The organism is Archangium sp., assembly GCF_036277355.1.
GTDB lineage: Bacteria > Myxococcota > Myxococcia > Myxococcales > Myxococcaceae > Archangium.
This window is the reverse complement of record NZ_DASUNC010000146.1, coordinates 170,855-196,445: the sequence shown is the minus strand read 5'-3', so window position 1 is coordinate 196,445 and position 25,591 is coordinate 170,855. Positions and strand designations below refer to the sequence as shown.

The following is a 25,591-nucleotide window of genomic DNA, read 5'->3' as shown; positions in this document are numbered from 1 at the left end:
CGCACGGAGCGATACCGGCGCAACATGCGGACCTACCTCGCCCAGTGGGCCCAACCAGCCAGGACGTCAGCGGGGATGACCGCCAAGGTCCTTATGCCGAAGCACGGGGCGCTCTTGATGAGCCCCTCGATTGACGCCGCCGAGAGCGGCGGACACCGGGAGTTGTCAGACCAATAGGGTACACCTTCGGACTGGCTACCCATCAGGGTGTTGCCATCATCAGGGGGAATTCCCATGAAGCTGGGCTGGACGGCGGCGCTGCTGGTGCTCCTCGCCGGGTGTGCTACCGCTTCTCGGGTCGTGCGCCTGGACACGGGCCAGGCCGACACTCTCGTTTTCACCCCACGCTCCGGTGCCGAGCCGGTGAGGTTGAACGGCGACGAGTTCAAGGAGGCCGTGGCGAAGCGTGCCTGGGAGATTCGGCCCTCCGCTCGGCCCCAGGAGGCCGCCCGGAAGTTGTTCGAGATCGAGGCGCGGAGTGGTTCGTACACGTACGAGACGCGCAGCCGCCGCGTCACTCCACTCGGGCCGGACGAACATCTGGAGGAGGCACCACCGACGGCGGAGGTGGAGTTGACGCGCGACTACCTGCGCTGGTGCGAGCGCACCGGCAGGCCCGGAGACTGTCTCCGCCTGCTGACGGAGAGCCCCATCGTCAACGGGGACGGCCGTTTCGCCCTGGCCCTGGCCCTTGCCAAGGGCGCCGTGCTCGACGAGATGCTGGAGGCGTTCAAGGACATGGCCGACCCCCACGCCATGGTGGCGGCGGTTCTCTGGACCTGGACCACGTACATGCTCCTCATCTCGATTCCCGACGTGACGGTCTCGAAGGGTCTCGCGGCGGTGATGACCGCCACCCTCATCTCCTACGTGGGCGTCGACACCTTCTGGGGCCTCGTCGTGGGCTTCAAGCGGCTGATGGACGAGGCGGATCGGGCCGCCACGTTCAACGAGCTGCGCGAGGCCGGGGAGCGGTACGGGAAGGTCATGGGCCGCAACGCGGCGCGTGCGTTCGCCATGCTGGCCACGGTGGCGCTCGGCAACACGGCGACGGGGTTGGCGGCGAAGGTGCCGACGCTGCCCGGTGCGATGCAGGCGGCGGCGCAGGCGGAGATGCAGGTGGGCCTCCGCCTCGCGGCAGTGGGGGAAGTCGAGACGGTTGCCGTGAGTGCCGAGGCCGTCACTATCACCCTCGCCCCCAACGCGGTCGCGATGTCGGCCGGAGATGGCCGAGGCAACGGCCATGTCACGGGCGAGTTGACAGGAGGCGCGTCGGATATCCACGTTGACAAGGTGGTCAACAGCAACATGCCGCACGCGGCGGAACGTGCGGTTGAACGGGCTGGTTTCTCGAGCGTGCAGGATGCTCGCGCTGCCTTGCAGGAGTTCGGCCGACAGATCGAGAAGTCGGGGCTTCCGCCCGGAACCATTCGGGACACGGCCCACGCGGACCGCGTCATCGTTCCTGGCTTTGGCCGAGGTGGTGCGGTCGTCTATCAGCTCAGGGATGGTGTATTGAAGCTGAAGACCGTTTTGCAGTGGAGGCCGTAATGGGGCAGACGGATTCCAAGAAGAAGCTCGGGCGCTTCGAGCTGCGAGTCTCCGAAGACGATCAGGACGTGGCCTATTTGCGCCTCCCGAGTCACCCCGGTGAGACCTGCAAGATGTCGAAATCGATCAGGCTGGCCGAACTCATGGGGTCCTACACGGGCCCCGATGTGGTGCTCGACTTCGACCAGGATGGAGTCCTGGTCGGGATCGAGTTCCTGGCGTGATGCCCTGCCGATGATGACGCGCATGGCCCCGCCTTGAGCTGAGCACCCAGTGGTGGGCTCTACTGGTCGGGGGAATGAAAATGACCCAGCAGGTTGGATCGAAAAAGCGTGAAGGCCGCCCCGCGCACGAACGGGGCAGCCCTCACTCTGCTACCTTCTACTTCTTACGGCGGCAGCGGCACCCGAAGGGCCATGCACGGTAACCGTACTTCTGGGCGTCCATGACCTTCCCAGTCCGGTAGTGCACGTAGCTGCGGACGAAACCGCACCCGCACGTCGGGCACAGCACAGGCTTGTGAGTCACGCGAACACCTCCTTCCTTGGTTGGCGGAGGAGCCACCTCCACCTTGTTGACACAAGGAGGGCATCGCGTTAACGCTACCGGTAGCCATACCGTAGTTGTTAACGCGCTCCTTGCGCGTGCTATCGGCCGGTTCCGGGGGAGCGCCCGGGCCGGCCGAAGTTCTTTCCTGAGACCACCAGACTACGTGTGCACTACCCGCCCTTGGGCTCTGGGCTTAGGCGGCAGTGGAGACCTTCTTCATGGTCTCCTGCTGCACCTTCACCAGCGCAGGGCGCTTCGGCAGGCCCAGCTTCCAGCGGATAACGTCACCCAAGTGCCGCTGCACGTCGCGGCTGTTGGTGCTGAACCGCATCACTTGCTTCACCGAGTCCCAGCTGCCGATCGTCAGGTTGAAACCTGCCGTCTCTGGCGTGATGGCGTCGGAGATGCCCGGGCACAGTTCCTCTCGCTTGGAGGTCGGCTCCTCGAAAATCCGCCACATCGGATTCGTATGTGTGAAGTCGATCTGGTGCTTCTCAAGTGCGCTCAGGAACGTCTCAAGGTGCATCGAGTTCTCCTCGCGCGAAGCATTGAAGGTGTACACGAGCTGCGCCAGAGCCTTGATCACCACCGGTTGCGCCAGCACGGTCTTGTCGTTGGAGGCGGGCTCGCCGAAATGGGGGACACGCGAAATCGCGCGCCAGAAGCGCCGCCCCAGGTCGTAGCAAGTATTCACCGCCGCAGGTTTCACCTTCTTCGGATCGGTCTGACCGGCGAACAGGAGGCTACAGGCCAGCACGATGTCCTTTCGAGAAACCGAGCCGTTATTCAGGTTCCAGATGTGATTGGCGTCTTGCTCCACGAGCGGCGCCTTGAGGATCTTTTCTTCCTCCAAGACCTTCCGGATGAAGAGATTCACCGGGTTGCCAGTATCGAAGGAGTTGGCAATCGACTTCTCGACCGTCTTGGCCAGGTTGTTCAGGTCATGGAAGAGCTGTCGCTCCTGCACCGGGTCGAGACCGAGGTGGATAGTTACATCCACGGTGCAGTTGCTCCGCGCTGCCTCAAGGGCCAAGTTCCAGAGCCGCCGCTCGCCGGAAGATAGAACCAACTCGCCGTTCGTCGGCACATATAGCCCCTTCTTCGGGTAGCGCTTCGTGCTCGTCACCGGCCGCAAGAAGCCGTTGATGACCATGTTCATCGCCTCGCGGCGGTGCTGGCCGTCCACAACCCAGAAAATCTGACCGCTTCCGAGGTACAGGATCGTAGCGCCGTTCTCGAGCTGCCTGGCGCGTAGGTCGGTGCCACCGGGCGCGCACTCCCGGATGTTGACCGTCATCGCCTGAAGCGCCAGGTACGGCTGCTCGCCGAGTTCTCGGAGGACGGCGGCAATCACATCATCCAACGAGGTGTCGCTGGCCGCCTTGAGCTTGCGCTGGACCGCCATCACGAGGCCCTTGAGCATGTACTTGGCGATACGGGTTGCATGCTCCTTATCCAGGCGACGGTTCGACACGCTCTCCGCATCTTCGCCGCGCTCGGCGACCCGGTGCTCGTTGGCCACCTCGCTGTTCTCGTAGAACTTCAAGAAGGGCAGCGTCGCGTTGAGCGTCTTCTGGCCGAATTGGTACCCCACCAGGACCGAGATGGGATCGGGTACGACATTGCCGCCTTCGGCGATGTCCCCCAGCGTCGTTTCAGCTTCGAGAGTCATCTTCATCTCCGCATCCATGAAGCGCCAGGCTGGCGTTCGAGGGCTACAACCGATACCATTCCAGCAGCCGGGCACCAATAAAAATGCGCCAGGCACAAAAAAAATCGCGCCTGGGCTATTCTGGTGAGCAGGCCCGCAGCCGACATCGGCCGCTTCGCTACTGCACCATGCTGGCGTAGCTACGTGTCGTGACCGCATAGCGGATGCCTATTGACCCATAGCTAAAATCGAGGGACATTCCCGCTATCGAGCTTCTTCGATAGCGGAAGGAAGCGCTATGGTGATCCTTGGAGTCCAGCTCAGCGACGACGTGCTGCCTGCTCTGCATGCAGCAGGGCAACGACATGGTGGGGTGACGGAGGCGATGGCTCGCTACGTCATCGAAGGACTCGTACGCGAGGGGCTCTACCAGCCGACGGACAGCACCTCGAACGGCGAGGACGTTGATGCCCTGGATGGGGCTTTGATGTCCTTCCTCGATGAAGCCATGAGCCGAGTTCGTCAGATGGTGCCCGTCGGTGAGACGTTCTCCCTCAACGCCGACCATCCCGGTGCCATCCGCCTCTTCACCAAGGAGGAATGGCAGCAACTCAACATCAAGCCGACAGCGTACGGCCGTGCCTTCAAGACCCGTGTCACGGCCGAACTGGCCGACCCCTACGAAAAGTCGTCGCAGAACAAACAGATCTACCGCCGCCGCAGCTGACGCCCCGTTCCCGTCCTGGCAGCCAGCAAGGCTGCCCCTGCCCAACTCCCAAGCCCAGAAGATTGACCATGACCTCTCAAATCCCGACGCTCTTCATCAAACGCGCCATCCTTGACGTCGCACGCAAGAACCGGTCGTTCGACTCGCATGACGTCATCAAACGCTTCATCGAGCTCTACACCGCCGCCTACCACGCTGCCCTGCAAAAACTCCAAGGCCGACGCAGTCCCGTGCATGCTCTGCACACGCTGCTGGGCTGCCGCATCGCCAAGATCTGCCAGCAGCTGGGCTACCAGCGTCAGCAATCGCGCAGCACTGACATCCATGGCCAGCACAGCCGCTGCCTGCGCTGGGTCTGACCTTCTTCCATTCCTATTGACCCGCTGATGCCTCCAGCATCGCTTGTCGCCGCCCCCCGCCTGGCTTCTAGAGGCCCTGGCGGGGTGGCTTGAAGCCGGGCGGGATGACAGCTGGGGCAGTTTCGCGGTCAGCGCGATCCCGTAGGAGATCAGCCATGCTCGGTCAGTACGTAATCTGTACGTAATTGGCCGGTCGCTGGTGAACGTGGATGAACGCCAGCGTCCAGTAGTCTCGGAGGTTTACCCGGCTCCACCCGAGGGCCGAGCGGCCCTTCAAGGGTTAGGAAACCGCCGCTCTATCCAACTGAGCTACGGGACCAAGACTGCGGGGAGGACTTATAGCAGGCGACCCGCCTTATGCAACGACGGCGAACAGCCCGGAAGGCTGACGCGGTGACGAGGTCGCACGCCGTTCACCACTGACCATACCCAAGCCCGACGCCACGTCGAGCCCTCGGATGGTGTCGTGGTTGAGGACCAGGCCCAGGCCTGCACTCTCTCCCACTACTCAGTCGATGGCGACCTCGAGCCCTCGTACGAGGGCGTCGATGAGGAACTGCCGCAAGGCAAGCACCGCGTTCATGGTGTTCGACAGCGTCTGAACGGTGCGGCCCTCTTTGTCCTCGTACGTGTCCACGAGCCCAGGCGCCTTCGCCAGAACAGCAGCGGCAGGCCCGGGGCGAAGCTGCCACCGGTCGTCCGCCACCTTTGACACATCATCCTCGATGCCCTGCAGCAGGTCGACGATGCGACCGAGGTCCAGCAGTGGAATCAGCCGGTGGAACGACTCGCTCTCCAGTAGATCGTGCTCAAGGATGTGACGTAGGCGCGCGCCCTTCTGTGTGTTGACCAGTTCGAGCAGCTGACATGCTTGGTCCAGGTAGCGGGAGCCCTCGGAAAGCTCGTCGCGAAGCCCGGCCGGGTTCTGAATGGGATCGAAGTCCGCTTCGCCCTCATCGAGTCCAAGAATGTAGAGGTGCATGCGTCGTGCTCCACTCAGGGCGCGGGTGCGCCACCGCTGCCATTGCTCTGCTGCTGGGCCTGCCATTCCTCAAAGAGCTTCGCGGCAAGATTCTTGAGGTCGCTTTCAGTCAGCCCCAGCGACTCATTGTAGATCTTCTGGTTCTTCGGGTCGCCCACCGGAACCGGACCGCGGTGCGCCTTCTGGGCCGCCGCATCGCTGGAGAGGTCGAGCTGTTTCGTGATGTCGGTGCCGTGCAGTTCGAACCGGATGGTTTCATCGCCCGCGGCGGCTTTCTCGAACAGCCGGCCCACCTCATCGAGCTGCTTTTGCGCCTTACCGGGGGTGTCCCCGGCACCGGACTTCACCTCTTCGCGATAGCGGATGCGCGCCTTGCCGAAGGGCTGCTCTTCGACCAGCAGGAGATCGATCTCCCCCACCTTGATGTACACCTTCCCGTCCTTGAGGAAGGCGCCCTCGAAGGCCTTGCCGTCGTTCTTCGCCGCGAAGTCGGCGCGGAACTCCTCCACCGAGCGAAAGCCTTTCTGCTCCTGGATGACCCGGATACCGCGGTGTAGGACCTTGCCGGGATTGTTGCCGCCATGCGCCGCGAGCACCTCTTCGGCTGCCACCTCCTCGGCGATGAACCCCCGCAGGCCATGCTGCTTGTCCTCGGCTGACCCCTTCCCCAAGAGGACGTCGCGGACCTCTCGCCTGCGTAGGAAGTCGGACTCGAGGAGCCGCTTCTTGAACGTCTGGACGAGCTCGCTCGACCTCTCCACCACGGACTTGTCGGCGGTCCTCGCCTTGGCTCGCGCCTTGGCCATCCCCTCCAGGTAGACCGCCCCTCCCTGCTTCTGGACGTTCTCCCAGATGATCCGCTCGGACTCGGAGTTGCGCCGCATTGACTGCAACTGCTCGCGCGCCGTCGGCGAGAGCTTCTGCTCGAGATTGTCGAGGGCGGCGCTGGCCTTTGCTTCGACCACCGCATCAATGGCCGGCTGCTTGGAGGCATTCGTCGCGGACTGGTTGTCCGTCCCGCGCTTGCGAACGAGCTCTTTGAGCTTCGCCTGTCGCTCGAGGTACGCCTTGCCACCCTCTTTCTCCAACAAGGCGCGGACCTGTGTGTCCTCCATCTGCTCGCACAACTCCGCCAGCGCCTTCTTGGCCTTGGGCGTCAGACGCGTGGTGAGCCGCTCAAGCCACTGCTTCGCGGGGATCTCGGGATCCGGCGCGTCCGCCGCCAGGCGTTCCTCAAGGTGCCCGTGCTGGTCCGCCACTGCCTGCTCGACGGCTCCTTCGCCCAGGTTCTTCACCACCTCCGCGAGGGCCGCCTGGGCCTGCTCGGCGGTCGCCGCCTTCTCGATCGCCTGGATGGCCTTCTTCACCTCGGCGTCCAGTCGCTGGACCTGCTGCTCCACGGCGGCCGGCGCGTCATGCACGGCCCGGAGCAATTCCTGCCGCAGGCGCTCCAGCGAGGCCTGGGCCTCCGGAGTCCCGGCGATCTTCTGGTATTGTTGGCCCTGCTCCTTCGTGAGTCCAGTGAGTTCCAGGAGCGGTTGATCTCCGGCGGCGAGACGATCCGCGAGCGCCTTGCCGCTCTTGATGGTCTGGAGCACCTTGGCCTGCTCCATCATCATCTTCTTCGTCTGGCCGAGCGCCGCCCACATGGCGGCCTGCTTCTGGCGCAACTCGAAGAACAGGTCCGCGCGCCATTTGATGAACGCTTGGCCCCGCGGGGTCCCCGCCACCGTCTCACGCGCGCGGCGGAAGACCGTGCCCACGTTCTGCAGCCGGCTTCCCAGCGGGAGCCGGCCTATGAACCGGGACGACAGGCCCGAGCCCAGCATCGCCGCGCCGATGATGGTGTTGTTGGTCGCCGCTGAGGCACTGTCCACCTCGGCGCGGAAAGTGGCCCCAGTGGTGGCCTCGCCAGCTGCCTGGATGCGCAGCGTGTATTCGGCACCGCCGAGGACGAGCATCCCAACCCCGAGATAGAGGGCAGTGGTGGCAAGCACGGCCACATTAACGCCAGGGATGAACAGCAGGCCCACGTAGATGAGCGCCGCCACGGTGCCGAGTACGGCCGCCGTCAAGCCCAAGGTCTTGGAGAGCGCGCCGAGCCCCGATGCCCACCGCGAGTAGGCGTTGCGGTCACCATCCGCTGCGGCCCGGATGTCGCCGGCCATGGCGGTGGCGAGCTCGTCCAACCGGACCATCGAGCGTGCCATCCCCAATGCCGTCTGGCCGGGATGTTCGAGCATGTGCTCGAGCTGCGCTGCCGACTGCTTCCAAGCGAGGTCGCGGGCCAGCGAGCGTCGTTCTCTCGCGCTGAGCGAAGGCAACCGACTGGCATCGAAGCCCTCCCAGACCTGCTGCGACACGTCCTCCAGCGTGGGTTCCCCGGTGGGTTGCTGCGCGGCGGCGGCCGCGATCTGCTCGGTAAGCGCCTGGCGGTGGAAGAGAAAGGCGTCCACCGCTTTTTCGAACTGGTCCAGGTCCTTGCTGAGCGAGGTGGCCAGCAGCTTGTAGAGGGAGCGCTCCTCGGAGGTCAGTTGCTTGAGCTTCTCTCCTATGCGAGCGAGCTGCGAGTAATTCTCGGGCTTGGCCGTCGCCGTGCCGGGCAACAGAGACTTGACGTCCTGGGGCAAAGCGTCGAACCGGGCCTTGTCGGCGGCAGTCGCGACCTCCTCCTCGCGGAGGACATCGTCCTCGATGGCGTCTCGGAGGCGCTGCTGCTCCTCCTTCGACCCCTCAGTGCCCCCGGGCTTGTACCCGGCACGCTGCTCGAACTCCTGGTCCACTTTCTCCCGAATGCGCTGCTGGTACGTTTTGGAACTCCCTTTGAAGCGCTGCTGGCGATCCTTCGCCTCGCGCTCGGCCGTCGCGTAGGTCTTGCCGGTCTTGCCGTACATCACCTTCTGGTAGAGGCTGGCCTCGACGACGAACTCCACGAACCCCGCCGCGCGCGCTTCTTTGGTGATGGAGAAAGTGACGAACAAGCCCTCGCTCTGGACGAGGCGTTGCGCGGCAGGCATGTCGAGCTTGAACGCACGCATGCAGGCATGGACAACGAGGTTCTGGTCGCTCAGCTCCCCCGTAATGAAAAGTTTGAACGGGCCAACGTACACCTTGGTTGGTGTCTGGGAGGCCTCCTTGCCGTTTTGCGGAGCGCTCCGCTGGAACGAGGGGCTCCGCTGAGACTGTGCAGCCCGCGTCTCATGCTTCGCCAGGGCGACAGCGATCGGCGCCGTGCTCGAGGCCTGGATTTGAAAGACGGGTGGCTCGAGTTCGAGCACCAGCAGCTTGCCGTTCGTGAAGGCATCGGTGAGGCGTTGCGCGAGCTGCTTCTCGCGGCCCCCGCTGCCTGTTCCCGAGGAGAATGTGGGCTGGTTCCTCTCCAGGGCTTCGTAGATCTCCTGAAGGGTCTGCTTGCGCGAACGCAACCAATCCGGCAGATGCATGAGCACCTTGCCCACAGGGACAAGGCGGTTGGTCTCGCGGGCGGCCGCGTCGTTGAACCCGACGATGAGATACGAGGCCAGCTTCCACTGTTTGTTGAAGGACATGGGGTTGGCTGCTCGGCACCGGAGGTCGGCGGATCGTAGCCGAGCATAGGACGGATAGGGGCCTGGCTGACAGAGAGCCAGGCGCCCGGCAGGCCGCCGGCGAGGCCATCCTCATGGACGGACCCGGATGAAACGCATCCACCGGAGGTGTTGCAGCAGACGCACGGTGAACGGCGGCCAGTTGGAGGGCTCGCGCTCATGCCTCCCCACCGTTCTCCTTCTCCCTTCGCAGAGTCAGGTGGATCGGTGTCCGGCAAGATTTCACGGTTGGGGTCGTCTTCGTCCGCTCACGTGTCGAGCGCCGAGCCGATACGCGCCCGCATCCTCCTGGTGGACGACCTGCCCGCCAATCTGCTCGCCTTGAAGGCCATCCTGGAGCCGCTGGAGCAGGAGCTGGTGCTGGCCCACTCGGGGGACGAGGCCCTCCTGGCGCTCCTCCAGGGGGACTTCGCCTGCATCCTCATGGACGTGCAGATGCCGGGGCTCACCGGACTGGAGACGGCCTCGCTCATCCGCGAGCGGGAGCGCACCCGGCACATCCCCCTCCTCTTCATCACCGCGCTCAGCCGCGAGGCGGCCTACATCACCCGGGGCTACCAGCAGGGCGCCGTGGACTACCTGCTCAAGCCCGTGGACCCGGACATCCTGCGCTCGAAGGTGCAGGTGTTCGTGGACCTCCATGTGCGGGGCGAGCAGCTCAAGCGTCAGGCGCTGGAGATCGCCGAGCACCGCCGGGCCCAGGAGGAATTCCTGCGCGCGGCCGAGCTGGAGCAGCAGCTCGTGGGCATCGTGGGCCAGATCGCGGACCTGCTCCTGGACTTCACCCGCGCCCGCCTCGGCGGCGGTATCCCGGTGTCCCGCCGCCCCGGAGACCTCAACGAGCTGTGCAGGAGGATCGCCGACGAGTTCCAGGCCGCCCACCCGAGGCGCCTTCTGCTGAGCGAGCTCTCTCGCAACGCGCTCCAGGGAGAGTGGGACCTGGAGCGGGTGGCGCAGGTGCTCGCCAACCTGTTGGACAACGCCTTCAAGTACAGCCCCGAGAACACGCCCGTGCGGCTCTCCACCCAGGACAAGGACACGGAGAGCGTCCTCATCGACGTGCACAACCTGGGAGCACCCATCCCCGGACACCTGCTTCCCCTGCTCTTCGAGCCGTTCCGCCGGGGAGGGGCCACGGACGAAACGGCCCGCACGAGCATGGGGCTCGGGCTCTACATCGCCCATGAAATCGTGCAGTCCCACGGAGGCTCCATCAGCGTGCACTCCACCGCCGAGGCGGGCACCACGTTCCGCGTCTGCCTCTCGCGCTCACCCCGGCACGCGGGACAGGCCAGCCCCTGCCACGAGGAGCACGAGGCCTCCTTGTCGGAAGCGGGGTAGCGCTCCACAACGCCGCCCCCATCCGGGATGCCGAGGGCCGCATCATCGCGGCGGGGGTCACCGTGCTGTACACCACCGACCGCAAGGCCGCCGAGGAGCAACTGCGCCGGACGGCCGAGTTCCGCGAGCGTTTCCTGGGCATCCCCCATATCTACCTCTGCTATGTCGCCCCCTCGCCGGATGGGCGTTTCCTCGCCTGGTCCGGCATCGAGGTGGACAACGACGCCTGGCTGGTGGAACTGGACGGGCCTTGAGCCCCCCGGCATCCTTCCCGGAGGACACCTCCACCGGTCCGCGTCACGGTACCGTGACGAAACAGGCCTCAATCAATAACCCATCGATTTAATCGAAGGGTCTGTCACAATTTATCTGTTTTTCAACCAGCATCCCCAGGCACATACATAAAGGCCTGCTTCGGGCAAATCCGCCCGGAGGCGATGCCGCGACCGGCACTCCACGCTCATGTACGACCGCGACCTCGACACCTCGTCCGAAACGCCGCCTGGCTCCCCCGAGGCCCCTGCCCTCGTGCACCGCGAGGCTCCCGCCGCGGAGCTGCTCGAGCCACTGCTCACCGGGCTCGCCCACACCGCCGGCCTCGAGCCGAGCACCAGCACCACGCAGGCCTCGCTCCTGGATGCCTCGCGCCAGCACGCCGGCCCCCTGGCCGACTCGTGGAGCCCGCTCCTCCAGCACGCGGGACAGGCACTCGGCCTCACCCTCTCCACCCTGAGGCGTTCACCCGAGGACGTCCTGCGCCAGGGCAGCCTCCAGGGGCCGCTCGGCACCGTGTGCTTCTCGGACAAAGGCGCCGCGTGGCTGCTGATCGCCGAGTGGGCGCCCGAGCGTGTCCTCGTGCACACCAGCCTGCTCCCCCAGGGCCAGGCGTGCATGAGCCGGGAAGAGCTCTCGCAGCTGCTCGCTCCCTGGGCGGCGCAGCCCCTCACCTGGGTGCTCGCCGAGGAGTCCGAGCCCGTCCATGCCCTGCGCGCCGTGGAGGCGTCCCCTCACGAGCCCCTCACGCCCTTCGCCCGGCTGCGCGCGCTCGTGCACCTGGAGGCCGCGGATGTACGGGCCGTGGTCATGTACGCGGTGGGCGTCGGCCTCTTCGCCCTCACCACGCCCATCGCCGTCCAGTCGGTCGTCAACACCGTGGCCTTCGGCGCCCTGCTCCAGCCGCTGGTGGTGCTGAGCATCCTGCTGCTCGGCGGCCTGGTGTTCGCCGGCGCCCTGCGCGCCATGCAGAACTGGGTGGTGGAGATCCTCCAGCAGCGCGTCTTCATCCGCGTCGTCAGCGATCTCAGCCACCGGCTGCCGCGCGTCCAGGCAAGCGCCTTCGACCGCGTCCACGGGCCCGAGCTCGTCAACCGCTTCCTCGACGTGGTCACCGTCCAGAAGGCCAGCTCGTCCCTCATGCTCGAGGGCCTCTCCGTGGTGCTCCAGGCGGGCATCGGCCTGCTGATGCTGGCCTTCTACCACCCGCTGCTGCTGGCCTTCGACTTCTTCCTCCTGCTGGCCCTGGCCGGCATCATCTTCGGCTGGGGACGCTCGGCCACCGATGCGGGCCTCAAGGAGTCCAAGGCCAAGTACGCCGTGGCCGCCTGGCTCCAGGAGCTGGCGCGCCACCCCGTCGCCTTCCGCCAGCACGGCGGCGCGGCCCATGCCCTGCGCCGCGCCGATGAGCTCGCCCGCGACTACCTCGGCTACCGGCGCAAGCACTTCAAGTACCTCTTCCGGCAGATCCTCGGGGCGCTCGGCCTCCAGGCCGTGGCCAGCGCGCTGCTGCTCGGGCTCGGCGGCTGGCTCGTCATCAACCGCCAGCTCACCCTGGGCCAGCTCGTCGCCGCCGAGCTCATCGTCACCGCCGTGGTCGCCGCCATCGCCAAGTTCGGCAAGCACCTGGAGGCCTACTACGATCTGCTCGCGGCCATGGACAAGCTGGGCAAGCTGGTGGACCTGCCGCTGGAGCAGGACACCGGCGAGAGCGTCCCGCCGGGCCCCGGGCCCGCCTCCCTGAAGCTGGACGGCCTGGAGTTCCACTACCGCGAGAGCGCGCCCGTGCTGCGCGGCGCCAGCCTCGAGGTGCGGGCCGGCGACAAGGTGGCCATCACCGGTGCCACCGCGGGCGGCAAGAGCACCCTGGTGGATCTGCTCTACGGCCTGCGCGCTCCCTCCAAGGGCCGCATCCTGCTCGATGGCCTCGACCTGAGGGATCTCTCGCTCGCCTCGCTGCGCCGCGACGTGGCCATCGTCAAGGCGCCGGAGATCTTCGCCGGCACGATCGTGGACAACGTCCGCATGGGCCAGCCGGAGCTGCCGCTGAGCGAGGTGCGCCGGGCCCTGGAGGCCGTGGGCCTGGGCGAGATGATCGCCGGACTCCCCGAGGGGCTCAACACCGAGCTCACCACCGGAGGCCTGCCCCTGTCCTCGGGCCAGGTGGCGCAGCTCCACCTCGCGCGGGCCCTGGTGCTGCGCCCGCGCCTGCTCGTCCTCGACGAGGTGCTGGACTCGCTCGACTCGCGGGCGCGCGACCACGTGCTGAAGACGCTGCTGGCACCGGACGCGCCCTGGACCCTCCTCCTCATCACCCGCAGCCCCGAGCTGCTCGGCCGCTGCACCCAGGCCTACGAGCTGCTCGACGGTCAGCTGAGCCCGCTCGGCTCCGAGCAGCCGCGGGTGGCCACCGTCTCCTGATGTCTCCTGACTCCGAATCCACGACCATGACCATGCCCACTTCCCATCATGACGGTACCGCCGCTGAGCTCCCCGCCATGCGGCTCGTGCGGCACTCGACGCGGATGGCGCGCACGGTGGCCCGGCTGCTGATGCTCGCCCTGTTGCTCGCCCTCATTGGCCTGCTGGTGGCCCCCTGGCAGCAGAACGTCACCGGCCAGGGCCGGGTCATCGCCTACGCGCCGCTGGAGCGCCAGCAGTCCATCCAGGCCCCCATCGCCGGGCGCATCACCTCCTGGGCCGTCCAGGAGGGCTCCCGCGTGAAGGAGGGAGACATCCTCGTCGAGCTGTCCGACAACGACGCGGACCTGATGGCCCGCCTGGAGGAGCAGCGCACCGCCATCCAGGCCCGCATCAGCGCCGCCCAGAGCCAGATGATGGCCTACGAGTCCCGCGTGGATGCCCTGCGCTCCTCGCGCTCGGCGAGCATCGACGCGGCCGGCTCGCGCGTGCGCATGGTGCAGGAGCGCATCCGCGCCGCCGAGCAGTCGCTCTCCGCGGCCGAGGTGGCCCGCGAGACGGCCCGGCTCAACCTGGAGCGCCAGAAGGCCATGCACGCGGACGGGCTCACCGCCACCCGCAGCCTGGAGCTCGCCCAGCTCGACTACACCAAGACGTCCACCGACGCCGAGAGCGCCCGCGCCAGCCTGAACTCCGCGCGCAACGAGCTCGAGGCCATCAGCTCCGACCGCCAGCGCATCCAGACGGATGCGGATGCCCTCATCAACGACGGCCTCGCCAAGTACGAGTACGCCAAGTCCGACCTGGCCAAGGAGCGCATCGAGCTGGCCAAGCTGGAGAGCACCATGGCCCGCCAGGCCACCCAGCAGGTGCGGGCGCCTCGCGCCGGAACCATCCTGCGGCTGGTGGCCCGGCAGGGCGCCGAGGTGGTCAAGGCCGGCGACACCCTCGCCGTGCTGGTGCCCGACACCGTCTCCAGCGCCGTGGAGCTCTACGTGCACGGCAACGACGCCCCGCTCATCTCCCCGGGCCGGCACGTGCGCCTCCAGTTCGAGGGCTGGCCCGCCATCCAGTTCGCCGGCTGGCCCTCGGTGGCCGTGGGCACCTTCGGGGGCACCGTGTCCTTCGTCGACGCGGCCGATGACGGGCGCGGCAAGTTCCGCATCGTCGTGGTGCCCGACAAGGGCGAGGAGTGGCCCGCCACGCGCTTCCTCCGCCAGGGCGTGCGCGCCAACGGGTGGATCCTCCTCGACGAGGTCCGCCTCGGCTACGAGCTGTGGCGCCAGTTCAACGGCTTCCCCCCTGCCCTCTCCTCGTCCGAGCCGGGCTGGACGGACAAGGAGAAGTCCGGCGGCAAGTCGGACGACAAGGGCAAGGATGACACCTCCGGGGACAAGTCATGACCTCGCGCCGTGAGCACTCCGCCCTCCTGGTCCTGCTGCTGGCGGTGCTGGGCGCGGCCCCCCGCGCTCACGCCAGCGGCGAGGCCCCGCTCACGCTCGAGGAGGTGCTCGACTCCGTGCGCCAGCAGCACCCGGGCATGGAGGCCGCGCGCCAGGGTGTGGCCACCGCCGAGGCCGAGCTGCTGTCCGCGCAGGGCGGCTTCGATACGATCCTGAAGGCCAAGGGCGTCTACGTGCCCTTCAGCTACTACCCCAACGAGCGCCTGGACGCGGTCGTCGAGCAGCCCACCCCGCTGGGGGGAACGCGCCTGTTCGCCGGCTACCGCCTGGGACAGGGCAAGTTCCCCACGTACTACGGGGAATACGAGACGCTCAGCGGGGGCGAGCTGCGCGCGGGCGTGGAGATTCCCCTGTGGCGCAACCGCTCCATCGACAAGCGCCGGGCGGATATCGCCAAGGCGCGCCTGCGGCTCGACATCGCCGCCTTCACGCTCGCGGGCGAGCAGCTCGGGTTGCAGCGCGAGGCCGCCTACCACTACTGGGACTGGGTGGCCGCGGGCCGGCAGCTCGCCATCGCCGAGGCCCAGTACGCCCTGGCCCTCACCCGCCATGATCAACTCGCCCGCCGGGCCGCCCAGGGAGACATCCCGCAGATCGAGCACACCGAGAACGAGCGCGCCCTGCTGGAGCGCGAGGCCGATCGGGTCGCCGCCCGGCGCAAGCTCGAGCAGACGGCCCTGAAGCTCTCGCTCTACCTGCGCGACGGCGAAGGCAGGCCGGTGCGCGTGTCCGACTCGCGTCTGCCCGAGGGCATGCCCATGCCCGACGACACCTTCAAGGCGGAGCTGGACGCGTGGCTGCAGAAGGCCCTGAGTCAGCGGCCGGAGCTGCGCGAGCTGGCGCTCCAGCGCGAGGTGGTCCAGCTCGACACCGAGCTGGCCCGCAACCAGACGGCCCCGGCCGTGGATCTCGGCGTCACCGTGCTCCGCGACCTGGGCAGGGGCCCCGACAGCCTGCGGCCCACCGAGCTCCAGGCCTCCCTGGTGCTCGACATTCCCATCCAGGCCCGGGGCGCGCGCGGGCAGGTACAGGCCGCCGAGGCGAAGCGGGCCGTGGTGGACGCGAAGGCCCGGCTGACCCAGGACAAGGTCGTCACCGAGGTGCGTGACACCCTCTCTGCCCTGCGGGCCGCCCACGAGCGGGTGGGCCTGGCGAAGAGCGCCGCGGACGTGGCGCGCCGCCTGGCCCAGGCCGAGCTGGCGCGCTTCGAGCACGGCGCCACCAGCCTGCTCTTCGTCAACCTGCGCGAGCAGACCGCCGCCGACGCCGAGCTCAAGGAGATCAAGGCCCTCGTCGACTACCACCGCGCGGTGGTGGATCTGCTCGCCGCCGCGGCCGCGCTCGAGCCCCGTTAACGCTTCGGCCGGCCTCCCGGCTCGGGCTCCAGCACCAGCGCGAGGAGCGAGGCGACCGTGCGGTGGCTCTCGATGGGGTGGCGCAGCGGCAGATCCGCCCTCACCGAGTACGTGTTGCGCCGCCCCTCCTTCGTGCGCCGCAGGTAGCCCGCCTCCTCCAGCTCCGAGACGATCCGCTGCACCGCGCGCTCGGTGATGCCCACCTCGTCCGCCACCTCGCGCATCCGCGCGTCCGGGGTGCGCGCCAGGCACAGCAGCACGTGCGCGTGATTCGTCAGGAATGTCCATGCGACGGGGGCCGGCTCCTTCACCGGCCTGCTCGCTCGGGTCGCCATCTCCGCGTCCGCTCCCTTCCCTGAAGACCTGTCCGGATACGTGACGCTCTTGTCACGTATTCCAGAGCGTACTTCAACCTGTATGAGTTCAAATAATTAAGGGAATAAATTATCGCGAATTTCAATTTACGAAATACATGTCGTGATTTATGAATCGGTACCCGGAAGGTCCTCAGGGGGTACCGTCCATGAAGCGCAGCGATGTCGTCGAAGCCGTGGTGCGTCCGCTCCGGCGGGCGGTGGAGAGCCGGAGGAGGTTCGCGGTGACGGGCCTGGCGGTGGTGGGGCTGGGTCTGCTGGCCGCCCCCGGGCACTCGGGCAATGTGCCGGTCCCCGACAGGGCCTCGTGCTGCACGGGCGCCACGGCCCTGGGAGACGCGATGATCCACGCGCCCACCGGAGGCGACAAGGACTTCTTCGAGACGACCTCTGGCCCGCCCAGCACCCTCTTCCTGCTCGGCAACAACGAGTCCATGCAGGAGTACCCCGTCTATCTCCCCGAGGCGGGAGATCCCACGAAGACGGGCTGCTCGGATCCGGCGCTGGTCGCCGCGATGAGCTGGTTCGATCCGGCCAGCACGGACCCCAGGCGCAACGGCTCCGAGCCCATCGATCCGGACCCGGAGTTCTCCACCGCGGGCGTGCAGTTCTTCGATCCGGCCAGGTACTACCACTCGCGCGGCTGGCGCCTGGCGCGGGACGGCACGGAGTGGCCCTACTCGCTCAACGCGGACTTCCGCGGCACGTTCGCCACCGCGGACGTGGATCAGGTCTGCTACCCGTACACGGGATGGAATCCCAGCTCGGCCATCCACAAGGAGTGCCGGAGCTGCCTGCTCACCCGGGGCTGGTGGCGCGGCGTCGTGGGGAGCGATCCGGCGGATCCGAAGCTGCCCACCGAGGCGCGCCGCCGGTGGATCCTCAGTGGCCGGGTGCTCAACGTGCGCCCGCCCAAGTTCGTGGCGGCGCGCAAGGTGCTCAAGGACGTGGTGATGAGCACCACCAACCTGCGCATGGGCCTGGCCACCTTCGGCATCGACCGCGGCTGGTACGACCCGCCCCTGCTGCTGCAGCCCATCCAGCCGTCGTGCAGCCGCTCGTATCCGCTCTTCGACGAGAAGGAGCTCAAGCGGGCCGACATGGTGAAGGCCATCAACTCCATCGTCTTCCGCAACCCCGAGCGCTCCATCGGCGAGGCGCTCTTCGGCCTGGGCGGCTACTACTCCTCACAGCAGGTGGATGGCCGGTGGGTGAAGTGGTTCAAGAATCCCATCAGCCCCGGCTGGGGCTGGCCCGGTGGCTGGAACGGCGGCACGGATCGCGATCCCATCACCCTCATGGACGGCGCGGGCTGGGGCCAGGCCTTCGACGAGTGGCACAAGCCCGGCCAGCCCTGGGAGGGCACGGGGGACCAGAAGTCCATGTGCTTCGGCTGCCAGTCGAGCTCCGTCATCGTGCTCACGGACGGCGCGCCCCGGTTCGACAACACGGTGCCCATCACGAAGATGATGGAGCTGCTCGTGGCCAACAAGGCGGCGCACCCGGACGGCGCCCCGCTCCGGTTCGATCCAACGAACCCGAAGACGAACCTCGACCCCGGCGGGGTGAACTACTGCGACCGGTTCGGCGCCACGAAGGAGGACTGCGACTACGCCAACTGGCCCACGGGGCACGCGCGGACGAACAAGAACTTCATGGACGACGTGGCCTTCTTCCTCGCGAACATGGATCTGCGCGACGACCTGGCGGGCCAGCAGTCCGTCACGACGTACACCATCGGGTATGGCGACAACAGCCCCATGCTCCAGAGCATCGCGCTCGCGGGCAAGGGCCGCTTCTACCGCGTGGATGATCCCTCGCAGCTGCGCAACGCCCTGCTCGCCGCCATCGGCGAGGTCAAGCAGGTGTCCACCGCCGTCTCCTCCACCCACGTCTCCGGTGTGCAGGCGAGCGGACAGTCCTCCGCGTACGTGCCCCGCTTCATCCCGCGCCGGGGAATGCCCTACGAGGGGCACCTCTACCGCTTCTTCTTCTACAACGAGTTCACCCAGGGGTGTGACCCGAAGCAGGCCCGGAGCACGCTCGGCGACAAGCGCGATCTCAACGGCGACAAGGACTGCGAGGACACCTTCTTCCTCGACAAGCCGGCCGGCTTCACCGTGACACCGGGCGTCCTCCCGAGCCCCGAGAGCTTCACCGTCAACAACATCGTCCAGGAGAACGCGGACGGGAAATGGGTGAAGGTGAGGACGGCCACCCTCAACGCCGAGGGGCGGCTCGTGGGCGGCCAGCCCGCGGAGCCCTTCTGGGACCTGAACGAGACGCTCGGCCAGCGCGCCGCGAGTGCGCCCTGCAACCGCGACAACCCGTTGGATCCCACCAGTGGCCGCTGCCTCTTCACCCTGGTGGACCGGAACAAGGACGGCCGGTTCACCGACGGGGACAACCCTCCCCTGCCCTTCGAGGAGTCCCAGCTCGCGGCCCTCAAGCCCTACCTGCTGGCGGCCGGGGATGGCTTCTGCCTGACGCTCTTCGCCCAGCGCAAGCTGACGTGGACGGGCACCAGCGCGCAGCAGGACGAGTGCGTGCGCACGCTCATCCGCTTCGTCCGGGGCATGGACGTACTCGATTACGACGGCGACACCAACGTCTCCGAGGATCGCCCCTGCGCGGACAGCGCCTCGCGCTCCTGCAAGCTGGCGGACATCTTCCACTCCACGCCCATGCTGGTGCAGCCGCCCCTGGAGCCCTTCGTGTGCGGCCTGGGGATGAGCGGCCAGTGCCTGTCCACCCTCTACGAGGACTTCACCGCCTCGGTGTCGTCCGAGGCCGTGTGCTCCACGCCGGGCGCGGGCAAGCCCTGCTACACGCCCACGCCCATGTCGCCGCCGCTCGGCTCCAGCGGCAGCAGGTACGGGGCGTATGAGGTGTTCCGCAAGGCGTACGCGAAGCGCGAGCGCATCGTGCTGGTGGGCTCCAACGGCGGCATGCTGCACGCGGTGCACGCGGGCACGTGGGTGGAGCGGGACAAGAAGAGCGCCGTGGACGACATGCACGACCTGGGCACGGGCCAGGAGCTGTGGGCCTTCATCCCGCCGGATCTGCTGCCCAAGCTGGGGTTGATGATGGGCGGCCACGAGTTCTACGTGGACGGCACGGCCATGGTGCGCGACATCTGGGCGGACGGCTCGGCCAGCGGCACGGACAAGAGCAACGGCGTGAAGGAAGCGGGCGAGTTCCACACGCTCGCCATCCTCACCGAGCGCTCGGGCGGCCAGCGCTTCTCCGCGCTGGACGTGACGGATCCGCGGGAGATGTTGAAGCCGGACGGCAAGCCCTTCCGCTGGATGTTCCCCAACGCGTGCGATCCGGAGTCCAGCGCCGTGGGCCAGTCCTGGAGCAGCTTCGCCCCCAAGCCGCCGCCCATCGGCCCGGTGCGGCTCGCGGCGGACAACGCGCGGGGCTGGGACGAGCGGTGGATCGTCTTCCTCAACGGCGGCTACAGCGCGGATCTCACGCGCGGCCGCGGCGTGTACATGCTGGACGCCTGGACGGGCCAGAAGCTGTGGTCCGTGGAGGCGAAACCCGGGGCCACCGCCTCGGGGGACGCCTACCGGGATGACGTCATCCACCAGATGATGCCCGTGGTGGCCTCGCCGGCCATGGTGGACGTGGGCCGGGCGGAGGACATCCGCATCGATCAGGATGGTTTCTTCGACACCATGGTGGTGGGCGACCTGGGCGGCCAGGTCTGGACGTTCCGCTTCCACGAGCCGGGAGTGCTCGGCGGAGACGGACAGGTGAACAACTGGTTCGCCGCGCGCTCGCTCGAGGTGCAGCGCGGGGAGAAGGCCTTCAAGAAGACGCCCTTCTTCCACATCGCCTCCAACGTGCGCCAACCGGACACGGGCTGGCTGCGCAGCTTCCTGGGCACGGGGGACCGGCAGAACCTGCGCGACACGGAGGACACCGCGTGCAGCCCGGACAACCTCCTGGCCTGCGTGCGGCAGAAGTGCGACGTGCGCGCGGAGTTCATCGCCAACATCAACGGCCACCAGCGCACCACGCTCCTCGAGTACGACGACGGCGTGCTGGTGAAGAACATCGAGACCACGTCCGGCACCCCGCTGGCCGCCTGCGGCGCCACCCGCATGGAGCTGACCGGCCTCACCATCCACTGCCCCAACGAGACCGCGCTCGGCGGCGGCTCCTACCGCTACCCCATGGCGGGCACGGCCCTCTCGGACGCCGAGTGCGCCACGTCCGGCGGCGAGTGGTCCTGCTCCCTGGCCCGGCTCTCCACGGACTCGCGCGCCGACATGAAGCTGGGCGCCGACGCCAGCCTCATTCCCAGGAACCGCTACTACGGCTTCCACTCCTATGGCGGCCCGCAGCGCCGGTTCCGCACCGAGGCGCAGGCGCTCGTCTTCGACAAGCGGCGCGTCACGGACATCCCCTTCACCTGCGAGGAGGGCGTGAAGTGCTCGCTGGTGGATGTCACCATTCCCAGCAGCGCCTACGCCACCTTCGCGCACCCCACGCTGGGGACGGTGCGCTACGTGCCCTCGGCGAAGCTGTCCTCGCTGGCGCGCGGCACCCAGGAGGGGCCCGGCTGGTTCATCGAGTACGGCTCGCTCCAGGAGAAGACGGCCACCGGCTCGGCGGTGATGGGTGGCGTCGTCTTCTGGCCCAGCTTCCAGCCTCCCGAGGGCGAGTCCCTCCAGGCCTGCAAGCTGATGGGCGGTGGAGACACGAGCCGCTCCTGGCAGGCGGACGTCGTCACCGGCCTGCCGGACCAGGCCCACGGCTTCCGCCTCCGGGACGACGCGGGCCGGCTGCTCGGCTTCATCCCCCACAAGAGCCGCTCGGCGTCGGCGCCTCCGCCGGAGCCGGCGAGCCTCGTCGCGCTCTCGAAGACGGGCGGTGTCCGCTACCAGGTGGCCATCACGGGCGTGGGCGATGCCCCCACCACCGAGACGCTCCGCGAGCGCCCCAACGTGGCCCCGGACATCTCCTGGCTGGTGGTCCCGCGCAACCTGCACGACTGCCGGCACGTGGATTCAGGGCTGTGCGGCAAGGAATGAAGCACGAGGCCTCGCGTCCTCAGCGAGCCGCCCCCACGGGGACCACGGGCAGGGAGAACCAGAACGTGCTCCCCCGCCCCACCTCGCTGTCCACGCCGATCTGTCCGCCGTGGGCCTCCACGAGGTGCTTGCAGATGGCCAGTCCCAAGCCCGCCCCCCGGCGATCTCCCTTGTGCGCCTGCCAGAAACGCTCGAACAGGTGCTGGCGGTGCTCCTCGGGGATGCCGGGGCCGGTGTCCTCGACCCAGAACCGCACCCGCTCGCCCTCGGCCCGGGCCCCCACCGTGACGCGGCCTCCCTGTGGGGTGAACTTCACCGCGTTGCCGAGCAGGTTGTTCAACACCTGGAGGATGCGGTGGCGGTCCGCGAGCACCTCCGGGAGGGCCTCGGCCACCTCGGCGCGCAGCTCCAGGGCCGGGGCCGAGGACCGCGCCTGCGCGAGGGACTCGATCACCAACGGCTCCACACGCTGGCGGCTCGGGAGCACGGAGAGCTGGCCCGCCTCCAGCCGGGAGATGTCCAGCAGATCCTCCACCAGCCGGCCCATGCGCTGCGCCATGCGCAGGATGACGTGGAGCATCTCCCGCGTCTCCGGACCCGTCTTCCCCCGCTCCAGCTGACGCTCCACGAGCTGGGCGGACATGGAGACCGCGCTGAGCGGGGAGCGCAGGTCGTGCGCGACGATGCCCAGCACCTCGTCCCGGGCCCGGGTGGCCCGCTGGGCGACGCGGTAGAGGTTCGCGTTCTCCAGCGCGAGCGCCGCCAGGTGCGCCAGCTCCTCGGCGAAGGCCAGGTCCCGATGCCCCAGCCGCCGGCCCGACTCGCTCATCGACAGGGAGATGGCGCCCAGCACCCGCTCCCGGCCTCGCAAGGGGACGATCAGCGCGGAGGTGATGGACACCTGCTGCATGCTCCTCAGGTGGCCGGAGTCGCGGGCCAGCTCCTCGCGGACCCGCTGGCCCACCTCGGAGAGGAGCTCCGGCTCGCCGGTGCGGATGACCCGCCCCGCGCCATGGAGCGCGTCGGCCCGGACGGGGTAGCGCTGATACAGCTCCCTCAGCCTGCGCGCCATCTCCACGTCGAGGTGGGCGAGCGCGGCCACTTCGATGGAGTCCCCCGGCCCGCGCAGGTGGATGATGCTGCAGTCGGCCAGCGTGGGCACCAGCAGCTCCGCCACCTGCTTCAACGTGGCCTCGAAGTCCAACGAGCGCGCGAGCAACGCTCCGGCCTGCAGCAGGAAGTGCTGCTCCCTCTCGGTGCGCTTGCGCTCGGTGATGTCGCGCAGGGCGATGGTGTACACCCACTGCCCGTCCACCCTCAGCTTGGAGACGGTGGCCTCGGCGGCGAACTCCTCGCCATCGCGGCGCCGGCCCATGACCTCCCGGAGCGAGTCCAGGCGCAGCTGCTTCAGCGGACCGGCGCCAAAGCCCCGGATGTGCTCACGGTGGGCGGCCCGGAAACGCTCCGGGAGCAACCGCCCCACGGGCGCCCCCAGCATCTCCTGGCGGGAGTAGCCGAAGATGCGCTCCGCGCCCTGGTTGAAGAGCGTGATGCGCTGCTCCTCGTTGATGGAGATGATGGCGTCCGCGGCGATGGCGATGATGCCCGCCAGCCTCGCCTCGGAGGACTGCAGCGTCTGCTCGGCGCGCTTGCGCTCGGTGACGTCGCGGCCCTCCGCCAGGATGTAGCCCACGCGCCCGCCGTCGAGGATGGGGGTGAGCGAGAGATCGATCACGGCCGGCCGGCCCGTTCCGCTGCGCACCTCCACCTCGTAGCGGATGAAACGGCCCCGCGAGGCCTCCTGGATGGCGCGCCGCAGCCACTCCTCCGCCGCGCCGCTGGAGTCCAGCCACCAGGGGGCCATGTCCAGCGGCTTGCCCACCACCTGCTCGCGCTCCACCCCCGCGAACACCAGGGCTCCCCGGTTGACCTCCACCAGCACCCCCTCGGGGGTGAGCAGCCCGATGAGCTCGAAGGCATGGTCGAAGATGGCTCGCAGCCGCTCCAGTTCCGGCCCTCCCCGAGGGGCCCCGCTCGCGCTCACGATGATGACCTCTCGGCCGGGTAAGTAGGACCCGTTACTCTTTGCGAGAAACATGCCCGATCGCCATTCCCTTGGGGAGACGTGAGGGTCTCGTTACCTGGCTACAGCAGTACCCCGGGTGCACCGCTTGCGCGGGTGGAGCGGCCGGGCACGAGGGGACGCAAAGCCTGCGCGCTCCCCCCCGGAGCGGCCGGCCGGAAGCAGCCGGGCAGGCTTGACGCTCCGTGACCGAAGCGACACAGTCCCCTGCCCCATGCGTCCCGCGGCCTCCACGAATCCCTGGTTCCCAACCCGTCAGCCCAACCCCAACGCGCGTCTGCGGGTGTTCTGCTTCCCCTTCGCCGGAGGCGGCGCCTCCGTCTACAACGGCTGGGGCGCATCACTCCCCGCCGGAGTCGAGCTGGTCGCCGTGCAGCTCCCCGGCCGCGAGCGCCGCATCATGGAAGCGCCCTTCCGGCAGCTCGCCCCGCTCCTGGATGCGCTGGAGCCGGCGCTGGCCCCGCTGCTGGACAAGCCCTTCGTCTTCTTCGGCTACAGCATGGGCACGCGGGTGGCCCTGTCGCTCGCGCAGCGCTGGCAGGCCCGGGGCGCGCCCCTGCCCCTGGGCATGGTGATGGCCGCCGCCGGTGCCCCCCACCGCGAGCGGACGTCCCGCGAAGCGCTGAACGACGCGGCCTTCATCGAGCTGCTGCGCAAGTACGAGGGCACGCCTCCCGAGGTCTTCGCCCACAAGGAGCTGCTGGAGATGGTGCTGCCGATGCTGCGCGCCGACTTCGCCCTCGCCGACGCGGTGCTCCCCGCCCTGCCGGTGCGCTGCCCCATCACCGCCTTCGGCTCCAACGCGGATCCCCACGTCTCCCTGCCGGATCTCGAGCACTGGGGCGAGCTGACCACCGGTGGCTTCCGCTCCCGCCACTTCCCGGGCACGCACTTCTTCCTGCGCACGGCGAGGGATCAGCTGCTGGCGGCCCTGCGCGAGGAGATCGTCCGCTGGTGCCCCGAGGTGGGCCCCTAGCTGGCCGGGACGAACCAGGGCGGCCCATCCCCCGCCAGCGGCACGGTCCGCTGGCAGCGCACCGTCAGCGGCAGTCCCCGCGTCCGGCGCACCGCCACCGCCGCCGGGTGCTCCGGCCCCAGCCGTATCTGCACGAACTGCCACGTCTCCGGATCGTCCACCAGCCGTGGATCGAACGAGATGCGCGGCGGCCGTCCGGCCTCCAGGTGGAAGGCGAACTGATCCAACGGCAGGCTCAGCCCCGCGCCCCGGGCCTTGATGTAGGACTCCTTGAGGGTCCAGTAATCGAAGAAGCGCTCGCGCTGGTGCTCGGCCGGGAGGGCGCGCAGGGCGTGGACCTCGGAGCGGGCGAAGAAGGAGTCGGCCAGCTCCACCGTCTGGCCGGGACGGCCGGAGTACTCCACGTCGGCGCCCACGTCCGTGTCGAGCGCCACCGCGCACACCGCCATGCCGTCCGTGTGCGAGAGGTTGAAGCGCAGGCGGGGCAGCCCGTCGCCGGTGATTTCGGGGCGCCCGTAGCCGTTGACGGCGAAGCGCCAGGCCTGGGGCTGCACGGGCGCGTAGCGCGACAGGGTGACACGCACCAGCGCATGCGACACGAGGAACTGCAGCTTGTGCTTGTCGAAGCGGAAGCGCGAGTGCCGCTCCCGCTCCTCGGCGTTGATCATCGCGAGGTAGGCGGCGAGCAGCCGGGGCTCGGAGACACGCTCCGGCTCCACCACCCACAGGTGGACCTCATCGGGACGAAGGGAGAGGGGCGGCTCGGAGAGGGGGCTCGACATGATGGGCGGTCCAGTCCCCACCCCTATCGCGTCACGGGCGGACGCGCCAGCCCGGCAAGCAGGCGCGCCCGC

The 25,591-nt window shown here is 68.2% G+C and carries 18 protein-coding genes; 11 read left to right on the top strand and 7 right to left on the bottom strand.

The features are described from left to right. The first annotated feature begins 234 nt into the window (after nucleotides 1-234). Both VFZ09_RS36150 and VFZ09_RS36145 read left to right on the top strand, forming a co-directional pair. Nucleotides 235-1,551 (top strand): hypothetical protein, encoded by a 1,317-nt coding sequence (locus VFZ09_RS36150; RefSeq protein ID WP_329732315.1) that lies wholly within the window; start codon nucleotides 235-237, stop codon nucleotides 1,549-1,551. Continuing rightward, on the top strand, nucleotides 1,551-1,775 hold the full coding sequence (locus VFZ09_RS36145) for a DUF2283 domain-containing protein (protein WP_329732314.1): 225 nt from the start codon (nucleotides 1,551-1,553) through the stop codon (nucleotides 1,773-1,775). The genes VFZ09_RS36150 and VFZ09_RS36145 overlap by 1 nt, the downstream gene beginning before the upstream one ends. 157 nt (nucleotides 1,776-1,932) lie before the next feature. On the opposite strand, the gene VFZ09_RS36140 is transcribed toward VFZ09_RS36145, so the two are convergent. Both VFZ09_RS36140 and VFZ09_RS36135 read right to left on the bottom strand, forming a co-directional pair. Continuing rightward, a complete protein-coding gene (locus tag VFZ09_RS36140) occupies nucleotides 1,933-2,079 on the bottom strand; it encodes a hypothetical protein (protein ID WP_329732313.1) in 147 nt (48 codons plus the stop codon). 214 nt (nucleotides 2,080-2,293) lie between these two features. Continuing rightward, nucleotides 2,294-3,778, bottom strand: coding sequence for a DNA sulfur modification protein DndB (locus tag VFZ09_RS36135; protein WP_329732312.1), 1,485 nt, complete (start codon nucleotides 3,776-3,778; stop codon nucleotides 2,294-2,296). A 271-nt stretch (nucleotides 3,779-4,049) separates the two neighbouring features. Here VFZ09_RS36135 and VFZ09_RS36130 point away from each other — a divergent pair, with 271 nt between their 5' ends. Together VFZ09_RS36130 and VFZ09_RS36125 are read left to right on the top strand one after the other, a co-directional pair. Beyond that, nucleotides 4,050-4,478 (top strand): hypothetical protein, encoded by a 429-nt coding sequence (locus VFZ09_RS36130; protein ID WP_329732311.1) that lies wholly within the window; start codon nucleotides 4,050-4,052, stop codon nucleotides 4,476-4,478. A 68-nt stretch (nucleotides 4,479-4,546) separates the two neighbouring features. Next, nucleotides 4,547-4,837 (top strand): hypothetical protein, encoded by a 291-nt coding sequence (locus VFZ09_RS36125; protein WP_329732310.1) that lies wholly within the window; start codon nucleotides 4,547-4,549, stop codon nucleotides 4,835-4,837. A gap of 508 nt (nucleotides 4,838-5,345) precedes the next feature. Here the strand turns inward: VFZ09_RS36125 and VFZ09_RS36120 are convergent. Together VFZ09_RS36120 and VFZ09_RS36115 are read right to left on the bottom strand one after the other, a co-directional pair. Continuing rightward, a complete protein-coding gene (locus VFZ09_RS36120) occupies nucleotides 5,346-5,819 on the bottom strand; it encodes a hypothetical protein (protein WP_329732309.1) in 474 nt (157 codons plus the stop codon). 14 nt (nucleotides 5,820-5,833) lie between these two features. After that, entirely contained in the window at nucleotides 5,834-9,367 is a 3,534-nt protein-coding gene (locus VFZ09_RS36115) for a hypothetical protein (protein WP_329732308.1), read from the bottom strand. A gap of 246 nt (nucleotides 9,368-9,613) precedes the next feature. On the opposite strand from VFZ09_RS36115, the gene VFZ09_RS36110 reads away from it, so the two are divergent. The 5 genes from VFZ09_RS36110 (at nucleotide 9,614) to VFZ09_RS36090 (ending at nucleotide 16,259) form a co-directional block, all read left to right on the top strand. Beyond that, nucleotides 9,614-10,747 (top strand): hybrid sensor histidine kinase/response regulator, encoded by a 1,134-nt coding sequence (locus VFZ09_RS36110; protein WP_329732307.1) that lies wholly within the window; start codon nucleotides 9,614-9,616, stop codon nucleotides 10,745-10,747. A 62-nt stretch (nucleotides 10,748-10,809) separates the two neighbouring features. Further along, on the top strand, nucleotides 10,810-11,001 hold the full coding sequence (locus tag VFZ09_RS36105) for a hypothetical protein (RefSeq protein ID WP_329732306.1): 192 nt from the start codon (nucleotides 10,810-10,812) through the stop codon (nucleotides 10,999-11,001). 208 nt (nucleotides 11,002-11,209) lie between these two features. Continuing rightward, nucleotides 11,210-13,441 (top strand): ABC transporter ATP-binding protein, encoded by a 2,232-nt coding sequence (locus VFZ09_RS36100; RefSeq protein ID WP_329732305.1) that lies wholly within the window; start codon nucleotides 11,210-11,212, stop codon nucleotides 13,439-13,441. Between the two features lie 32 nt (nucleotides 13,442-13,473). Then, complete coding sequence (locus VFZ09_RS36095) at nucleotides 13,474-14,844, top strand: HlyD family secretion protein (RefSeq protein ID WP_329732304.1); 1,371 nt, start codon at nucleotides 13,474-13,476, stop codon at nucleotides 14,842-14,844. Then, entirely contained in the window at nucleotides 14,841-16,259 is a 1,419-nt protein-coding gene (locus tag VFZ09_RS36090) for a TolC family protein (protein WP_329732303.1), read from the top strand. Before VFZ09_RS36095 ends, VFZ09_RS36090 begins: the two co-directional genes overlap by 4 nt. On the opposite strand, the gene VFZ09_RS36085 is transcribed toward VFZ09_RS36090, so the two are convergent. After that, a complete protein-coding gene (locus tag VFZ09_RS36085; protein WP_329732302.1) occupies nucleotides 16,256-16,594 on the bottom strand; it encodes a winged helix-turn-helix domain-containing protein in 339 nt (112 codons plus the stop codon). The two genes, VFZ09_RS36090 and VFZ09_RS36085, sit on opposite strands and share 4 nt — an antisense overlap. A 188-nt stretch (nucleotides 16,595-16,782) precedes the next feature. Here VFZ09_RS36085 and VFZ09_RS36080 point away from each other — a divergent pair, with 188 nt between their 5' ends. After that, a complete protein-coding gene (locus VFZ09_RS36080; RefSeq protein ID WP_329732301.1) occupies nucleotides 16,783-21,678 on the top strand; it encodes a hypothetical protein in 4,896 nt (1,631 codons plus the stop codon). 19 nt (nucleotides 21,679-21,697) lie between these two features. Here VFZ09_RS36080 and VFZ09_RS36075 read toward each other — a convergent pair whose 3' ends face one another. Then, a complete protein-coding gene (locus tag VFZ09_RS36075; protein ID WP_329732300.1) occupies nucleotides 21,698-23,722 on the bottom strand; it encodes a PAS domain S-box protein in 2,025 nt (674 codons plus the stop codon). 253 nt (nucleotides 23,723-23,975) lie between these two features. On the opposite strand from VFZ09_RS36075, the gene VFZ09_RS36070 reads away from it, so the two are divergent. Beyond that, nucleotides 23,976-24,737: a thioesterase II family protein gene (locus VFZ09_RS36070; RefSeq protein ID WP_329732299.1), complete on the top strand. Its 762-nt coding sequence runs from the start codon at nucleotides 23,976-23,978 to the stop codon at nucleotides 24,735-24,737. Here VFZ09_RS36070 and VFZ09_RS36065 read toward each other — a convergent pair. Beyond that, nucleotides 24,734-25,519, bottom strand: a complete 786-nt coding sequence (locus VFZ09_RS36065) for a 4'-phosphopantetheinyl transferase family protein (RefSeq protein ID WP_329732298.1) — start codon at nucleotides 25,517-25,519, stop codon at nucleotides 24,734-24,736. The genes VFZ09_RS36070 and VFZ09_RS36065 overlap by 4 nt on opposite strands. Nucleotides 25,520-25,591 lie beyond the last annotated feature (72 nt).

Bases quoted from the DNA above. Each gene is read 5' to 3' on its own strand.
- VFZ09_RS36150 (WP_329732315.1), top strand. From the start codon at position 235: ATGAAGCTGGGCTGGACGGCGGCGCTGCTGGTGCTCCTCGCCGGGTGT.
- VFZ09_RS36145 (WP_329732314.1), top strand. From the start codon at position 1,551: ATGGGGCAGACGGATTCCAAGAAGAAGCTCGGGCGCTTCGAGCTGCGA.
- VFZ09_RS36135 (WP_329732312.1), bottom strand. From the start codon at position 3,778: ATGAAGATGACTCTCGAAGCTGAAACGACGCTGGGGGACATCGCCGAA.
- VFZ09_RS36130 (WP_329732311.1), top strand. From the start codon at position 4,050: ATGGTGATCCTTGGAGTCCAGCTCAGCGACGACGTGCTGCCTGCTCTG.
- VFZ09_RS36125 (WP_329732310.1), top strand. From the start codon at position 4,547: ATGACCTCTCAAATCCCGACGCTCTTCATCAAACGCGCCATCCTTGAC.
- VFZ09_RS36120 (WP_329732309.1), bottom strand. From the start codon at position 5,819: ATGCACCTCTACATTCTTGGACTCGATGAGGGCGAAGCGGACTTCGAT.
- VFZ09_RS36115 (WP_329732308.1), bottom strand. From the start codon at position 9,367: ATGTCCTTCAACAAACAGTGGAAGCTGGCCTCGTATCTCATCGTCGGG.
- VFZ09_RS36100 (WP_329732305.1), top strand. From the start codon at position 11,210: ATGTACGACCGCGACCTCGACACCTCGTCCGAAACGCCGCCTGGCTCC.
- VFZ09_RS36095 (WP_329732304.1), top strand. From the start codon at position 13,474: ATGCCCACTTCCCATCATGACGGTACCGCCGCTGAGCTCCCCGCCATG.
- VFZ09_RS36090 (WP_329732303.1), top strand. From the start codon at position 14,841: ATGACCTCGCGCCGTGAGCACTCCGCCCTCCTGGTCCTGCTGCTGGCG.
- VFZ09_RS36085 (WP_329732302.1), bottom strand. From the start codon at position 16,594: ATGGCGACCCGAGCGAGCAGGCCGGTGAAGGAGCCGGCCCCCGTCGCA.
- VFZ09_RS36080 (WP_329732301.1), top strand. From the start codon at position 16,783: ATGAAGCGCAGCGATGTCGTCGAAGCCGTGGTGCGTCCGCTCCGGCGG.
- VFZ09_RS36070 (WP_329732299.1), top strand. From the start codon at position 23,976: ATGCGTCCCGCGGCCTCCACGAATCCCTGGTTCCCAACCCGTCAGCCC.
- VFZ09_RS36065 (WP_329732298.1), bottom strand. From the start codon at position 25,519: ATGTCGAGCCCCCTCTCCGAGCCGCCCCTCTCCCTTCGTCCCGATGAG.